Genomic DNA, 15,272 nt, shown 5'->3' on the forward strand with positions numbered 1-15,272 from the left:
CGGGACGCGAGACCAACGTCCCGCGCATCAGGGCCGTCCGTCCCTGCCCTGACGGCGCCGGACGGCGCACCCTGCGGTCAGGTGACCTGATCCGTCCCCGGGGAGGTGCGCCATGTCCGTCACCCGCACGTTCGTCCGAGCGCTGGCCGCGCTCGGCGGCAGCCTGGCGCTCGTCCTCGCCGGGTTCACGGCCCCGGCGTCGGCCGAGCCCGAGACGCCGATCGTCTACCCGTCCGGCTCGACCGTGACGCGCGCGAACCGCCTCGGCTTCGACGCGTGCACCGCACCGTCGCTCGCCACGCTGAACGCGTGGAAGGGCACGTCGCCCTACACGGCGGTGAACATCTACTTCGGCGGCAACAACCGCGGCTGCGCGCAGCCGAACCTGACCGCCGCGTGGGTGCGGGACGCGACGGCGGCGGGGTGGCGGCTGCTGCCCACCTACTTCGGGTACCAGCCGTCGTGCATGTTCGGCGACAAGCCGAACCGCTACTACCCGTCCAACGCCACCGCCCGGGGCAGCTCCGACGCAGCGGACGCCGTCGCCAAGGCCCAGAACCTCGGCCTGCTGCCGGGCAGCGGCCTGTACGCCGACGTCGAGCACTACGACCGCACCGACTCCGGCTGCCGCACCGCGGTGCGCCGGTACGTCTCGGCGTGGACGAAGTCCCTGCACGCGGCGGGCTACGTGGCCGGCGTCTACGTGCACCAGGACTCGGGGCTGCGTGACCTGTCCGAGTCGTACAACTGGACCTCCTACGCCCGCCCGGACGCGGTGTGGATGGCCCGGTGGGACGGCAACAGCTCGCTGACCGGCTGGCCGACGGCGCCCAACTGGCAGTGGGGCGCCGCCCAGCGCGCCAAGCAGTTCCAGGGCGACCACGACGAGACCTGGGGCGGCGTCACGCTCAACGTGGACTCCGACGCGATCAAGGCGCCCGTGGCGTCGGTCGCCCGCGCCTACGAGGTGACGAGCAGCAGCGCGCTGACGGCGCGTACGGGGCCGCGCACCACCGCCACCGCCGTACGCACCTACGCCCCGGGCGCCACGCTCCCCGTGGTGTGCCAGACCGTCGGGCAGCAGGTCGGCACGACGACGGTGTGGGACCGGCTCACCACGGGCGCGTGGGTCACGGACTACTTCGTCTCGACGCCGTCGAACACGGGCTTCTCCCCCGAGGTGCCGCGCTGCACCTATCCCGGGCAGGTGACCACGGACTCGCTCAACGCCCGGACGGGACCCGGGGCGTCGTACCCGACCACGGGCAGCCCGCTGCGGCGCGGGGCGCTGGCGGCGGTGATGTGCCAGAAGTCGGGCAGCCGGGTGGGGACGACGTCGGTGTGGGACCGGCTGGCCGACGGGCGGTGGGTGAGCGACTACTACGTGTCGAACCGGTCGAACACGAGCTGGAGCGTGCCCGTGCCGCGGTGCTGGTGAGGGGTTCTGTGCCGAGGCGGCCACGGCTCTGGGCAGTGCCGGGGCGTCGGTGCGGCGACGACGTCGTCGTCGGAGTGGTGGCGTCGACGCCGTCGGAGTGGTGGCGGCGGCGTCGGAGTGGTGACGCCGACGTCGGAGTGGTGGCGGCGGCGTCCGGGCTGCTCGGTGAGGGGCGGACGTCGTGCCCGCCCCTCACGCGGGGTCAGAGCACGCGGATGAACGTCGGGTTGGACTGCCAGATCTGCGTGTACCGGACGGTCTGGCCCGGGACGGGCGCCTCGATCTGCATGCCGTCGCCGGCGTAGATCGCGATGTGCCCGGGCGACCAGATCAGGTCGCCCGGCTGCGCGTCGGACCAGGACACCACGGGGCCGGCGTACCGCTGCTCGGACGACGTCCGGGGCAGGTCGATGCCGACCTGGGCGTACACGTAGGACGTGAACCCGGAGCAGTCCATGCCCGCGGGCGTCGAACCGCCCCACACGTAGGGCACGCCGAGGTACCGCATGCCGATGGACACCACGGCGGCGCCCGCCGCCTTGGCCTCAGCGGCCGCCTGCGCCTCGGCCTCGGCGGCGAGCTCCGCCTGGTACGCCTCGTTCTCGGCCGCGGAGACCACCGAGACGGCCGCGCTCTCGACCTTCAGCTCCGCGTCGGTGGCGACCGTGACGACGGGTGCGGCGGCGACGGCCTGCTTGGCCTGGTCGGCCAGGGCGTTGATGTCCGCCGTGTTGAGAGCGCCCTGGACGGGGCTGCCGGCCAGCTCCGTGGCCGGGGCGGCGTGGGCCGGCGCCGCGACCAGGGAGAGCAGCACGCCGGAACCGGCCGCGGCCACCACGGCCGTGCGGCCGGCGATCGCGCCGGCCTGCTCGGTGGCGGCTCGGGCGACGTCGGCCAGGAGGGGGCGGCGCGCCGCCCGGTGACGACCCCGGCCGCTCGCGGCCGGGTGGGGGTTGAAGCTGGGCTCCATGAAGGCTGGGACCTTTCGGATCGGGGTAGAACCACGGGCGCGGCCTGGGATCAGGGCGCGCGTGACCGGCCGACACCGGGTGTGGGCGTGGCGTCGGCGGGTGGGGTGGTCTACGTCCGGGAGATCCCGAGGGCGTGGAGCGACGGGGCGGCCGAGAGGACGGCGTAACCGGTCGCGCGGGCCTGGTGAGGTGCTGGGGCGGGCAGCAGCCAGCGTGGGGCGGGGTTGGTCGCCGCGGTCACGTCGAGGGCGAGGGACGCCGTCCGCTCGTAGCGGGCGGAGGTCGGGCGGTCCTCGGCGCAGTCGCTGGGGTCGTGGCCGTGGCCGTGGTGGCCGGGCGTCGTTCCGTGGTGAGCGGCGGGTGGCGCGTGGTGGGCCCTGGTGTGCTGGGCGGCCGTCGGGTCCTGGGCGGGCGTCGCGTGGTGGGCGGACGTCGCTTGCTGGCTCGACATCACGGGCTGGCTCGACGTCGCGTGGTGCGCGACGGAGGCGGCCGGGTGGGCGTGTCCCGCGTCGGGGTGGATGCCGCACAGCACCTGGACGCCCAGGACGGTGAGCACGAAGGCCATGACCGCCAGGACACCCGTGATCTCTCGCCGGGGCGCGGCGAGCAGCGGGCGGGGGTGGCGTGTCGGGTTCATTCCAAGCGGAAGGGTAACGGAACGGAGTCGGTGGTGGGTGGTGCCGCGGTGATGACGGTGGGCGGTGCGGTCGGGTAGCGGCTCAGCCCTCCTGCCAGCCCCGAACGCGGTGCACGACAGCGGTCTTCGGGTAGCCGCCGCCCGGCGAGCCGATCTCGAACAGGTCGACCATGAGGAACAGCGGGTACCGCGGGCTCTGCGGGATACGGCGCAGCACGGTGCCCTCGCAGCCGATCACGGTCTCCCCCGCACCCCAGATCGCCGTCCACGTATGGGGCCGGGTGGCGTCGAAGGGCAGCGCGACCTCGGCCATGTCGGTGGTCAGGCCCGGGTCGTGGTGCGCCTTGAGGCCGGTGCGGGCGGTGGTGGTCGCACCGATCGCGGCGGCGTCGATCTCGACGACGCAGACCTCGCCGGACGCGCGCTCGTCGTCGTGCTCGGTGCCCACGAGCCAGGCGGCCAGCATGCAGCCGGGGTCACGGCTGGCGCTGACCGTGAGGTCGACCCGTCCGGCCGACGGTGCCCAGAGCAGGCGCGTCGGCGTCGGCGTGCGGACCACGAGGCCGTCGTCCCGGTGCCGGTGGGTGCCCCTCGGCGAGCCGACGGGACCCGAGAACGTACCGGTCTGCAGGTTGGAGACGCGTAGCGGGGCGTCCTCGGGGCGCCAGTCCGGCTGGTCGGCCTCGATGCGGAGCTCCAGGCCATGCGGGGTCGTGCGGTAGCGGGCGGCGGAGCGGTCGGGGGTGGTCCAGTGCGGGAGGTAGTGCGGCACCCAGAGCGCGGGGTCGGGGCCGGCGGCGAAGTCGTCGTCGACGTCGGGGGCGCGGTGGGGTGGGGCGGGTAGCGGGGTCATGTGGTCTGTGCCCATGCGGGCCGCACGGACTGATGGATTGCACCCATGGTCGGCCGACGAGTGCGTCGTGCAGGTATCGCTGCGGTAGAACTGGTCACGCACGGCCTCCTGGCAGTCGGAACTGTGGTCCTAGCAGCGTCCGGGATCACGACGCGGTGAACGGTCGACATGCCGAGCACTGTGGCAGGACCGAGACGTTCACTCCGGTCTATCAGCCGAAGGGTACGAGACGGGCGCGGCTCGACTGGTGACGGACCGTTCAGTCTCGCGCATGCGCGGGCGATGCTCGAATGCGAGCGGGAGGCCTTCGACAGCGGTGTCGAATGAGGTGCAGGTGATGCAACAGCCGGTGCTCAGGCCATCGAGGCACGACAAGCAGATGCGGCGGTCCGACGCGCCTGGTGCGCAGCGCGCACCAGGCGCCTCTGCAGAGCAGCTTGCAGGCGACGTACGCCGGGACGCCGAACCAGCAGCCGCAGCTCGATCCAGAAGCCTGAATCGCAACCACCGAGATGACCCACCAGCAGCTGGACGGACGGGTCACGACCCGCGCCGCCCTCGGCTGCGAACGGCCGAGCCGCCGCCGGATCAAGGCAATGGGCCAGGATGCCCGGAAGCACCCGCCCGAACGGGCACGTACGGGTGAATCGCGAAGTTTGCGATGCGCAACCAGGACGTGCCCGGCTAGCCTAACCAGACATTTCTCCCGCGCACCTGCGTGCGCCACGCCGGAAGGGCCGACGATGCCCACGATCACGTTCCAGCCCGTCCTCCGGGACATCAAAGACATCCTCAAGTCCGACTACTACGAGATCCCACGGTTCCAGCGCCCGTATTCATGGGGGCAGGAGCACCTCGAAGAATTCTGGACTGACGTAGTCGATAACAACGACGACGGATACTTCATCGGCCCGATGGTTGCGTACAAGACTCAACGTGACACATTCCAGATTGTCGACGGACAGCAGCGAATAACAACACTGACGCTGATGCTCTGCGCCTTGCGCGACGCCTTCATCAGAGTAGGCAGGATCGATCTCGCTGACGGCGTGACGAAGTACATCGAGCGCACCGACGACGACAATATCGAGCATTACGTACTCAAGTCGGAACCAGCGGGACTCTTCCTTGCCTCACAAGTCCAGGTGCGCGCACCACGAACGGTCACCGCACCGTCAAACGAAGATCAGGCAAACATTAAGCGGGCCTTCACGGACATCACGAAGCGGCTCACGCTAGAGTTTCCCGACACCGCTCCCGAGGAGCGTCTCGAGGACGACCACGGATACATCGCCAAACTGAAGATGATCAGAGATCGCGTCCTGGCTCTCCAGGTCATCTGGATCGTGCTCGACAACATCGACGACGCGTACATGATATTCGAGACGCTCAATTCACGGGGCCGCGATCTCGATGTCGTTGACCTCTTGAAGAACCATCTGATGTCGCAGCTCAAGGCGGAGAATGGCGACCTGGACCTACCCGCTCAGCAATGGCGCGAGATGCGAGAGACTCTGGCAGGTCCGGGCAACGGCGTAAATCCTAACGCATACATCCTGCACTGGTGGCTGTCCCGTAATGCATATGTCTCAGAGCGCAAGCTCTTCCGTCGGATCAAGGACGACGGGTTCGGAAGCGCGAGCACGGTCGAGACGATCGATGCCCTGGTCGAGGAGGCCGTGCTGTATGCACGGATCGCTAATCCGACCGGTTGGTCGTGCTCGCCGGAGGAACGCGAGGTCAAAGACTCGCTGGTGGCACTCGAGACATTTGGAGTAAGACAACCCCGTCCACTCCTCCTCGCCCTTCTTCGTTCACACAAAGAAGGGCTCATCAAGTTGAAAAAGCTCCGACAGGCGCTCACGTCCGTCGAGCACTTCCACTTCGTGACAACCGCGGTCGTCGGTGTCAGCAGCACAGGCGGACAGAGCCAGATGTACGCAAGGTATGCACGCGAGTTAGCGTCAACGTCAAATCCTCAGGACGCAGGCCTGATCGTCGACAAGCTCGCAAAGCAGCTGCGCTCCTCGATTTCTGCCGCGACGACGTTCGAGACAGAGTTTGAGCGAGTACTGAACTTCACCGAAAAGTCGCCCCGCGCCAAGCGGCTCGTCCAATACACGCTACGCAAGATGCACGACGCTGCAGGCCTCCATCCTGCGCTTGACCACGGAAAGTGCAACATCGAACACATCGCTCCACAGAGCAATGGCGACCCCTGGGTTGGGATGATCGGTAACCTGCTGTGGCTGGACGAGAAAGTAAATAGCGGGCTGGGCAACTTGCCGTTCACCGAGAAGAGGGCAGTCCTAGGGGGGTACTCGACTCTGTACGACGTCGCCGACATCATCGCCGAGCGAACGTGGGGCGAGCACGAAGTCAGGGCTCGGACCAAGCGTATGGCGAAGCGCGCCTACGAAGAGGTGTGGAAGTTCTAGCCGCGAGCTCGTTGGCATTCAGTCAGCAATGTATCCACCTCTGGCCTTCTGCCCTTGCACCGTGCTCCTGTGCGCCGAAGCCAGGTTCACTGTGCAAGCGTCAGAGGGTCTGGGGTAGGTGGCATACCCAGCGCGCCGATCAGGAGCGGCCCCCTGCTGCCGGAGACGTCCCATCGCACGAGACTGGACACGTAGACCTGTGCACGGGCGATTCACGACAGCGAGCGGCTGCGGACAAGCTCCTCGACAAGGTCAGCCGCACTAGTGCTGGGCTCGTGCTCCCAAACTCGCAGGACCTCCCACCCGAGGGCATTGAGCGCCTGATTGGTGTCAGCATCACGGGCAGCATTGGCGGCGAGCTTCTCCCGCCACCACGTGGAGTTCGATCGAGGCCTCGTGCCGTGCTCTGGACAGCCATGCCAGAAGCAGCCGTCTACGAATACGGCGACCCTTACCCTCGTAAACGCGACGTCGATCGACCTGCGACGCTGGCCCGGCACCGGAAACGCTACGCGATATCGGAGCCCTCGCGCGTGGAGCTCCTGGCGCAATGCGATCTCGGGCGCCGTGTCACGACGCCTCGCCCGCGACATCCGCGCAGAGACGTTCGTCGAAGACGACCCCGGGTGTGCCGAGACGCGTTGAGGTACGAGCGTGTATCCAGCGACCGGCACATCATCCTGTGGCATGCCAGCCATTAGGCCTGCGGCTCAATTGACTGGGCCTTCGCCTGGCCTCGAAGAACAGCCTCGGCGACCTTCCCTCGAAGGTCGCCCCCAGTCTCGGCCATCGTCTTACGGACAGCGTCGACGACAAGTTGCCCTCTCTCGTCAAGCTCGAGGAACCATGCATCCCGTTCGATCTGCGCCGCCAGCGCCTGTGCAACGATCCCGCTGTTGACGCCATTGCCGAGCTGCTTCCAGGTGGCGGCTTCCTTCTGACCAGCCCAGGAGAACTCCATCGGGAGCCCCTGTAGGAGCGCACCCTCCTGAATCGTCAGACGGCGCTTGAGCGGCCCGATGATCGGCGTCTGAGAGATCGCGACGAGAGCTGGCAGATGCGTCAGACGCTTGACACGCAGACCTGACGGACGCATCGAGATCACACAGTCGCGGATCGACTGAGCCTGCTGCGCCTGCCACTCCAACTTCTGACGAGACTCGGGGAAGCCTCGCGTGACGCCCAGCCATCTTGCGGTCCACTTCGAGTCGAAGGCGCGAAGCCGGTCGAACAGCTGGTAGTTGTTGGTGAGGTGGCTGACCTTCCACGCCATGCCTTCTGCCTTGCGGAGTTCCTCAGCCCGTTCGGCTTCGCTCGTCGTCCACATGTTTGCCCAGATCGGGAACCCTGGCAGTTCCTTCGCGACGCGCCCCTCGGCGTCAGCCTCGTGCGCGAGCATCTCGCGGGCCTTCTGGACGAAGGCGTCCCAGTGGTCGATCCAGGTCCATTCTGCCGGCGACACACTCGGCCCGCCGACGTTGTCTTTGTCGAGCGGAAGGTCCTCCATGAGGTCCCACTCGCGTGTCATCTTGATGTGGTCCAGGGAGATCGGCTCGACCTCGTCCAGCGGGTTCGGCAGTACGATCTTCTCGCTCTTGATCACGTCCGCCCCGGCAGCGGTCAAGTGCTCAGGCGCGACGCGCGTCGCCGCGATGAACACTCGGTCCCTGGTCTGCGGGTGCCCTCCGAACTCGGGCGCGACCTTGACTGGAGACAGCACGGCAGCGGTGTGGCTCACGCGGTAGCCCCGCGTACGCAACCTGTCGATGATGATGTCCCACTCGTGCGTGTGACGCGGTCCCGCCAGGTTCCTGACGTTTTCCAGCAGCACAACGGCCGGCTTCCGGTCTTCGACGATGCGCATGATGTCGAAGAACAGGGTGCCTCGAGTCTCGTCCATACCGCGCTGCGCGCCAGACTTGGAGAACGGTTGGCAGGGAAAGCCCGCTACCAAGACGTCATGGTCAGGGACGTCCACCTCGCTCGCGCTCTGGGTATCGATCGTGATGTCGCCCTTGTGATTCCGGCCGAGCGGCTTCGTCCCCCAGTTGGCTTCGTAGACACGTTGCGCTGCGGGGTCGATCTCCACCGCATACACGCACTCGCCGCCCATCGCGTCGAGCACAGCGTGAAACCCGCCGATGCCGGCGAACAGGTCGATGTACTTGAAGGCCGGCTTCACGGGCTGGTCGTCGTTCACGGGCGCTCCGTCGATGGGCTCTGGTTCGAACACGTGTTTAGCTAACCTCATCTAGCGCCCGAGCGCAAGCACCGCCGCGGGGTTGTCGTGAGGACGGCGCCAAGTCTCCCACGATCCCGCCCCCACCGCGCCTGTGCCAGGCTGGTCACGTGACCGAAGCCACCACCTTCAACCCAGCGGCGTCGATCCCCGAGGCAAGCGCGCGCATGTTCGCCCTCAGCGCCGCTCAAGACGCTGGAACACGAGGTCCCAAACGATCTCTCGTGGCGCTTGCTCAGAGCCTCGGACTCGACGTGGACCTGGCAGCAGTCAACGCCGAACTGGGAGGACAGATTGCCCAAGCACTCGACGCTGACTGGCACGCCGACGTCGACTACCGCGATCTCCAGATCACCTTGGTCGGCATGAACCGTCTGCTGCGTGCAGCGACCGAAAATCTCGCGGCGCTGTCGCACGCTGCCACCGTGTCCTCGAACGCGACCGCCGCCCAGGTCCTCAAGGCCTTCTCCGGCTTCAAGCCCGCCCAGCGCAAGCAGGAGGCTGTGAACCGGCTCTCCGACCTAGCCGGCGTCGAGCGGGACACGCTGGGTCCCGGCGGCAAGGAGCACATCTGGACGCTGCAAGATCTCGCCCGCCGTCTTGCCCCACACCTCCTCGATCGGAAGCTGACCAAGCACGAGCTCGCCGCTGCCCTGTGCGCGGACTTCGGTGTGCCGTGGATCGACACAGCAGGCTCGACCGGCGCAAGCATCACGCTCGAAGGACTGAACCTGCTGCTGGCCGGGGCCGAGCGTCGGGCAAACGTCGCCTCGTCTGCATGGACCACCGCCGAAGAAGAAGCCGCAGCCTTGGTCCGTGTCCTTCGAGACGGACTGCCTGCGCGCTGGGACGGCAAGGACTGCATCCAATGGATGCGCGACAACGGCTCCACGCAGTGGCGTCAGATGGAATGGGCCGGCTTCTACTTCGAGGAGAAGGCCCGCGAGCTCTTGAACGAGGCATATCCCACACCCCCTGTCGGCGGACCGCGCACCCGGTTCGGCAACACAGTCTTCGATTACGCCTCACCGACGCGTGTCTGGGATGCGAAAGCGCACACTTCCAAGACCACCAGCGTCCCGTCAGACGGGCAACCACCTCGACGTGCCAGCGCTGGCATGTGGCTCAATGACTCACGGGCTGTGCGCAAGTGCGTCGAGGAGCAAGGACTTGGATTTCTGATCATCGACGGTCTGGCTGGCCTCGACACACTGGGGACGTTCCGAGCCTGGCACAAGGAATACGCTGAGTCAGACGGACGCCCGCTCAGCGGATATGTCGCGAGCACGGGCACGTCTCGCCCCCGCAAGGCCACCTGGGCCCCTCTGCACCTGCAGGCCATCTGGATCGAGAACATGCTCGAGCTCGATGCAGGCATTGCTGCCGGCTGGATCTTCCAGAAGAGCCAGCCTCATTGGGGTGCTGCGGAATCTCGACGCAAGCGCAACGACAAGTTCCAGGCCAGGCCAAGCCTGGCCGCGGACTGGCAGGTCGCGTCGCACTCGTGGGAAGCACCCGCCTGAGGTCCCCTCGCAGAGACTCCGGGATTACCTACCGCTCGTCGACAACTCCGTTGATCTCGACAGCACTCTTCTCCCACCGGCGGACGGCGGCGTTGGAGACGCCGAGGTTCCTCAGCCACTGGGCGTACGACCGCGTAAACCGGTCCACGAACTGAGGCGCCACCCAGGGATGGCTCCACAAGAAGCACAGATCGAGCAGCTCCTGCACCGACGTGACGATCTTGATCAGGGTGTTGTGGCGCTCGGTCAGTACAGGCTCGAGATGACGCAGGTGGTCGTTGCCGCGTCCGAGCGCGAAGTAGATCGCTCGGGTGTAGTTGAGGCGGTCCAAGGTTTCGACGAAGGCAGCTACCTCGGACTCAGAGACGTCGTTGCGGTGCTTGGCCTCGCCGATGAAGGAAGGTTCGCCCCCGTCGATGACCTGCACGTCACCAGGCCACCGGAAGCTCGGGTCGTGGATATCCCCGGAACGCACTGAATCACCGAAGGCAGTTGCCAGCGCGGCGGTCAGGAGCGCTTGGCACCGACGCCCGTCCTCACCGGCGTCCTTGAGGAAGCCTTCCAATGCGCCGATGAGGGCCTCACGCTTGAGCCCGACCAGCTCACCCCCCGTCCGCGCACTGTGGGCCCCGAACTCGTTCTCGGTGATCGCAATGCGCAACAGGGCCGCAAGCGCTTCCTGCGCCTCGTCGGGCGCAAGTGCAGACACGGCGGTCAACAGCCCCTCGAGGATCCTGTAGTCCTCGTCGCCCGCGCCTACCGTGGGATCGAACCGTGCCTTGTCCACCCACGGGTTGTTGTTGAACGGCGCGCGCTTGAGCCCTCGTAGGTCGAAACCCTTCCCAGCCAGCGCGTCACCGACGGAGCGGGTTAGGCCGTTCGCGTCGTACCCGCCGCGGCCGGCCTTCGCCTTGATAGAGAACACGTCGGCATCGGCCGTCTGTGCCCTGGCGGTAAGCGCAGCGAGGTAGAACGCGAAGTCCGTCTTCCGACGAAACCCGTAGGCGGTGATCGCGTTCGCGGTCCACTCAGCGCTCAACGACTGCTCGGATCGAGCGCGCTCGGCCGCGGCCAGAACCACCGCCCGCGTCGCTTCCTTTCGGAACACCAGGCTCCCATGCTCTGTCACGCGCACGGCCTGAGGCAGCCCGCCGTCCACAGACCGCAACTCTTCAGCCGACATGCCGCCCCTTCAGACAAGACTCAGGCCAGCGGCCCGGGACACGTCACCATACCCGCAGGTCAGCTGTAGGAACCCGTCGACCACGTCTTGCGTCATGGCCTCACGGCTCCAGACCGAGCAGCCATGCGGCGATCTCGCCGACGCCGTCGGCCGTCAGCCCGACAGACGACTCGACCTGGAACAGCAGCGCAGGCCCAGGATGCTCCAGCTCGACGAACCAGCGGTCCGTCTCCGTGATGACGTCGTCGACCCACACGAACGGCCGGCCTGCCGCGACCCGGACCAGGGCACGTGTCTTCCACCCCAGACCGTTCGGGTCACCCTCGTCGTAGGGCGGCAGGTCCGCGACCGCCAGCTCCGGTAGCCCGACTCGTGGTGCGATCACCTCGTTCGCGTCGCCCATCCAGGCTGTCGCCCACACCAGGTCGCAGGCCAGACCCAGCAGGAGCGGACCGAGAGCCGGATCGATGAAGCCAAGCTCCGGGCGCGGCGCGTCGGGGTCCTCAGGCCTGCCGTCGCGAGGCAGAGGCAGCATCCCCGGCCCGCCGAACGGCAAAAGGGTTCCGTCGACATCAAGGAACAGCAGCGGGTGGGAAGCAGTCACGCCCGCACGATAGCGGTCCACAAACGGCGGGCGGCATCTGGCGCCCCTGCCTTGGACGGAGCTCACGGATGCCATGCCAGTACGTCGAGGGCGAGACTGAGCCCCTGCGATGACGGGCCCCAGCGTTCAGCCAGCCGCCCAGTCGACAGCACCTCGGTAGACACCGTCCTCATCGACAAGGGTGGCGAAGTCACTGAGATCGGCGTTGGCGAGCACGAGGTCGGCCTCCACCTCGAACACGCCCTGTGGTGCGACGCGGAAAGTGTCGAGGTAGGTCTCGGAGTCGTCCCACAAGTCGACCACCAGGAGAGTGCCATCGGCCATGGACTGACTGTCTGCCACGAACGCGAACGAGTCGACCTCGACCAGCCCGGTCAGACGATCGGGCTGAACGCCCGCGAGCCGGGGGTCATCGATGACGAGCAACCGCGCGGCGTAGGTGGGATCCGGGCCTACCTGTTGACGTGCTTCGGCCAGCACCTGCGCGAAGCGCTCGTCGTCGGTGTAGTCGGTTCTCACCAGCGCCCCTGATAGATCAAGCTCATCGGCGGGCGGCGCGATCTTCGGATGGTGGTTCACGACAGGCACGATAGGCGGGCCGGCCATGACACCCAAGGATGTCCACTCGCTGCGCGACTATCGGCCGGGTTCCCGCCGGCCGCGGCCGGATCAGGCCCGCCACACCCCACTGACCGCGATCACCACCCCGATCAGCGCCAGCGCCCCGTAGAACGGCAAGATCGACCACGACTGCCAGACGCTCCACCCAGGCAGCCAGGGCCGCCCCGCACCCGACGGCCGACCTGGCCGCGCCGCCCCACCGACTCCGGTGGGGTCCAACGAGAAGGCCTTGACCGGCGCAGCGCCCCGCGCGACGGCGTCGTAGAGCCGCCGGTACTCCCGCTCCACCCGCAGATAGTTGGCGTCGATGAACATCAGCAGGAGCACCGTAGCCAGCCCGAGCAGTGCCAGGCCTGCCGACCGTTCGGTCACGCCGAACCCGTACAGAGCGGTGACCACGGGGAGCAGCCACGTCTTCACGTTCGCCGAGGCGCCGGCCATGCGAGTCACGACGGCCTCGATGAGCTCGAGATGCTTGCGACGGTCCTCACCGCTCGGCCCGTCACCCACGGCCACCCCGGTCCGGCATGCCTCGCGCAGCAGCGACCACATCTCGTCTTTCTCGGCCTCCGAGTAGTTCGTCTCCGCCGGCCAGATGCGTCCCATCGCATCACCGGCCCGTCGCGGCACGAGGTGCACGTGCAGGTGGAACACCGTCTGCGACGCGACCGCACCGTTCGACTGGATGACGTTGAGGCCCTCGGGGTCCAGGGCCTTCCGCACGACGCCGGCGAGCCGCACGCAGACCCGCCCGAGGTAGGCGGCCTCGCTCTCGTCCAGCGCCCAGATGTCGGGCACGTGACGGCGCGGGACGACCATGACATGCCCGACGACCGCAGGCTTGGTCGGGAAGAAGGCCACTACCCGTTCGTCCTCGTAGATCACGCGGGCGTCAGGATCGTCCCCGCGCACGATCCTGCAGAACGAGCAGCCGTCGGACGTCGTCAAGGTCGGCACCTCTCCGCGCAGGACAGGGCGCGGCCTCACCGCCGACCGCGTCCCGGATGTCACCTTCGTGACGATCCTTCCAGAATGTTCGCATCGCGGAAACAAACTCCATCGATGGTGGCGCCGGGCGATGCCGGTCAGGGAGGATGACGGGCACCAGGCATCTCCACCCAGGTCAGAGGAGTGCGATGACGCGGGACGTGTACCAGCTCGCCGAGGTCTTCAACGAGTCGAAGGCGTCGGGCATCACGTACGTAGCGCCGGCCGAAGCACAACGGCTCAAAGGTTCGCTCCTGACGCCGGGCAAGCACGTCACGCTGGTCGGACCGTCCGGCAGCGGCAAGTCGACAGTCGCCACGCGGGCACTCGAGGCGGCCGGGTTCGACCCCGGCCGGGTCCTCTCCTTCAGCGCGCGGGCCCATACCGAGACACAGAACCTCTTCACCGTCCTCGGCGCCGAGCTCGGCGTCGGGCGGACGGCGAAGGCGGTAGAGCCGAGGCTGCGGGAGCTCGACCTGATCAAGATCGAGGACGTCCACCGCCTCTCGCTCAAGGCACGCACCCAGCTCGCCGAGCGCCTCAAGCTCTGGCACGAGAGCGACATCCGCGTGTTCATGATCGGGATCGCGAAGACGAGCGAGGCCATCCTCGGCCACGACCCGGAGCTCGCGATCCGGAACGACACCTGGCACCTGGGCACGCAGAGCGACACGTTCATGGACGCGCTCATGACGCAGGGGGAGCACGCCCTCAACATCCGGTTCGACGAGGCGACCCGTGGTGCGGCCATCAGGGCCGCCAGGGGGTCGCCGTCGATCTTCCAGGCGATCTGCCGGGCAGCCTGTGTCGAGGCCGACGTGATGTGGACGGCTCCGGAGCCGCGGCAGGTCGCCATCGACCTCGCCGGCATCACGTCGCGGATCGCCAAGCAGTTCGACGGTCGCTACATCCGCAGTCTCGTCCACCTGACACAGGGGCGGCGTTCTGTCCATAACGTCTACTTCAAGCTCGTCCAGCGCGCCGCGGCCGGCCCGGGATTCCGCACCACCTACAAGGAGCTGGAGGCCGCGATCGTCGGAACCGCCGACCCGGCCGACAGAGGCCGGGTCAGGAGTGCGTTCAACCGCGCCGTCGACGTCCTCCCGGATCTGATCGAGACGAGCGGCCTGGACGAGACCCTCACCTACGAGCACCGGACCCTGCGGATCGACGACCCGGCCTTCCGCTTCTACCTCGACCACCTCGACCTCACCCAGGTGAGCTCCGAGATGGTCCCCCGCCGGTCCAGGTACAAGTACGACGTGGCCGTGTCATTCGCGGGGAACGACCGGTCGATCGTCGAGAAGTTCGTCGAGGTGCTCGAGGAACGGCACATCAAGGTCTTCTACGACTACAACCAACAGGCGGAGCTCTGGGGGAAGGACCTGCGCCGCGGGCTCGCTCAGATCTACGGGGAGCAGGCACAGCTCATGATCATCTGCCTGTCCGACGACTACCCCGAGCGCGACTGGACGACGTTCGAGTTCGAGGTCGGCAGGAACGCGGCGAACAAGCGGACCGAGGACTACCTGCTGCCCCTCGTCGTTGGAAATCGGCCACCCATCACGGGGCTGCCAGCGACCTACGGCTTCCTCAGCCTGCAGGACCTGCCGATGGAGAAGGTGGCGGACTTCGTGGAGGAGAAGCTCGCCGCGGGCGGGGAGATCTCCCCGAGCGCCCTGCGGCTACGACGGGCACCCTGACATCGGCGAGCCGGTGACAGCCGATCGATCCTGAGCCGTCCGCGAACGGCCGGGAGGCTGCGCGACAAGACA

13 protein-coding genes are annotated in these 15,272 nt (G+C 67.5%); 4 read left to right on the plus strand and 9 right to left on the minus strand.

Going from position 1 to position 15,272, the window contains the following annotated elements; genetic code table 11:
• Positions 1–112: 112 nt before the first annotated feature.
• Positions 113–1,438 carry a glycoside hydrolase domain-containing protein gene (locus ACIBBF_RS06075; RefSeq protein WP_397411523.1) on the plus strand — a complete coding sequence of 442 codons (1,326 nt, stop codon included), beginning with the start codon at positions 113–115 and terminating at the stop codon, positions 1,436–1,438.
• 202 nt (positions 1,439–1,640) lie between these two features.
• Here the strand turns inward: ACIBBF_RS06075 and ACIBBF_RS06080 are convergent, their stop codons facing one another.
• From ACIBBF_RS06080 to ACIBBF_RS06090, 3 genes are all read right to left on the minus strand, one after another.
• Complete coding sequence (locus ACIBBF_RS06080) at positions 1,641–2,408, minus strand: C40 family peptidase (RefSeq protein ID WP_397411526.1); 768 nt, start codon at positions 2,406–2,408, stop codon at positions 1,641–1,643.
• A gap of 110 nt (positions 2,409–2,518) precedes the next feature.
• Positions 2,519–3,049 carry a hypothetical protein gene (locus ACIBBF_RS06085; protein ID WP_397411528.1) on the minus strand — a complete coding sequence of 177 codons (531 nt, stop codon included), beginning with the start codon at positions 3,047–3,049 and terminating at the stop codon, positions 2,519–2,521.
• Between the two features lie 82 nt (positions 3,050–3,131).
• Positions 3,132–3,902 (minus strand): hypothetical protein, encoded by a 771-nt coding sequence (locus ACIBBF_RS06090; protein WP_397411530.1) that lies wholly within the window; start codon positions 3,900–3,902, stop codon positions 3,132–3,134.
• Between the two features lie 743 nt (positions 3,903–4,645).
• Here ACIBBF_RS06090 and ACIBBF_RS06095 point away from each other — a divergent pair.
• On the plus strand, positions 4,646–6,340 hold the full coding sequence (locus tag ACIBBF_RS06095; protein ID WP_397411533.1) for a DUF262 domain-containing protein: 1,695 nt from the start codon (positions 4,646–4,648) through the stop codon (positions 6,338–6,340).
• Between the two features lie 212 nt (positions 6,341–6,552).
• On the opposite strand, the gene ACIBBF_RS06100 is transcribed toward ACIBBF_RS06095, so the two are convergent.
• Positions 6,553–7,038, minus strand: a complete 486-nt coding sequence (locus ACIBBF_RS06100) for a very short patch repair endonuclease (protein WP_397411536.1) — start codon at positions 7,036–7,038, stop codon at positions 6,553–6,555.
• Positions 7,038–8,540 carry a DNA (cytosine-5-)-methyltransferase gene (dcm, locus tag ACIBBF_RS06105; protein WP_397411539.1) on the minus strand — a complete coding sequence of 501 codons (1,503 nt, stop codon included), beginning with the start codon at positions 8,538–8,540 and terminating at the stop codon, positions 7,038–7,040. The genes ACIBBF_RS06100 and dcm overlap by 1 nt, the downstream gene beginning before the upstream one ends.
• Before the next feature lie 149 nt (positions 8,541–8,689).
• On the opposite strand from dcm, the gene ACIBBF_RS06110 reads away from it, so the two are divergent.
• Positions 8,690–10,102, plus strand: coding sequence for a hypothetical protein (locus tag ACIBBF_RS06110; RefSeq protein WP_397411541.1), 1,413 nt, complete (start codon positions 8,690–8,692; stop codon positions 10,100–10,102).
• Positions 10,103–10,130: 28 nt separating this feature from the next.
• Here the strand turns inward: ACIBBF_RS06110 and ACIBBF_RS06115 are convergent, their stop codons facing one another.
• The 4 genes from ACIBBF_RS06115 to ACIBBF_RS06130 form a co-directional block, all read right to left on the minus strand.
• Positions 10,131–11,285 carry a restriction endonuclease, SacI family gene (locus ACIBBF_RS06115; RefSeq protein WP_397411543.1) on the minus strand — a complete coding sequence of 385 codons (1,155 nt, stop codon included), beginning with the start codon at positions 11,283–11,285 and terminating at the stop codon, positions 10,131–10,133.
• A 100-nt stretch (positions 11,286–11,385) separates the two neighbouring features.
• Positions 11,386–11,889, minus strand: coding sequence for a hypothetical protein (locus tag ACIBBF_RS06120; protein WP_397411545.1), 504 nt, complete (start codon positions 11,887–11,889; stop codon positions 11,386–11,388).
• A gap of 126 nt (positions 11,890–12,015) precedes the next feature.
• Positions 12,016–12,468 (minus strand): DUF6924 domain-containing protein, encoded by a 453-nt coding sequence (locus ACIBBF_RS06125; protein WP_397411547.1) that lies wholly within the window; start codon positions 12,466–12,468, stop codon positions 12,016–12,018.
• Positions 12,469–12,558: 90 nt separating this feature from the next.
• On the minus strand, positions 12,559–13,467 hold the full coding sequence (locus ACIBBF_RS06130; RefSeq protein WP_397411549.1) for an HIT family protein: 909 nt from the start codon (positions 13,465–13,467) through the stop codon (positions 12,559–12,561).
• A gap of 179 nt (positions 13,468–13,646) precedes the next feature.
• Between ACIBBF_RS06130 and ACIBBF_RS06135 the strand changes: the two genes are divergently transcribed.
• On the plus strand, positions 13,647–15,200 hold the full coding sequence (locus tag ACIBBF_RS06135; RefSeq protein WP_397411551.1) for a TIR domain-containing protein: 1,554 nt from the start codon (positions 13,647–13,649) through the stop codon (positions 15,198–15,200).
• The last annotated feature ends 72 nt before the right edge of the window (positions 15,201–15,272 follow it).

Origin of the sequence: Promicromonospora sp. NPDC050880 (genome assembly GCF_044456525.1) — a bacterium.
GTDB lineage: Bacteria > Actinomycetota > Actinomycetes > Actinomycetales > Cellulomonadaceae > Promicromonospora.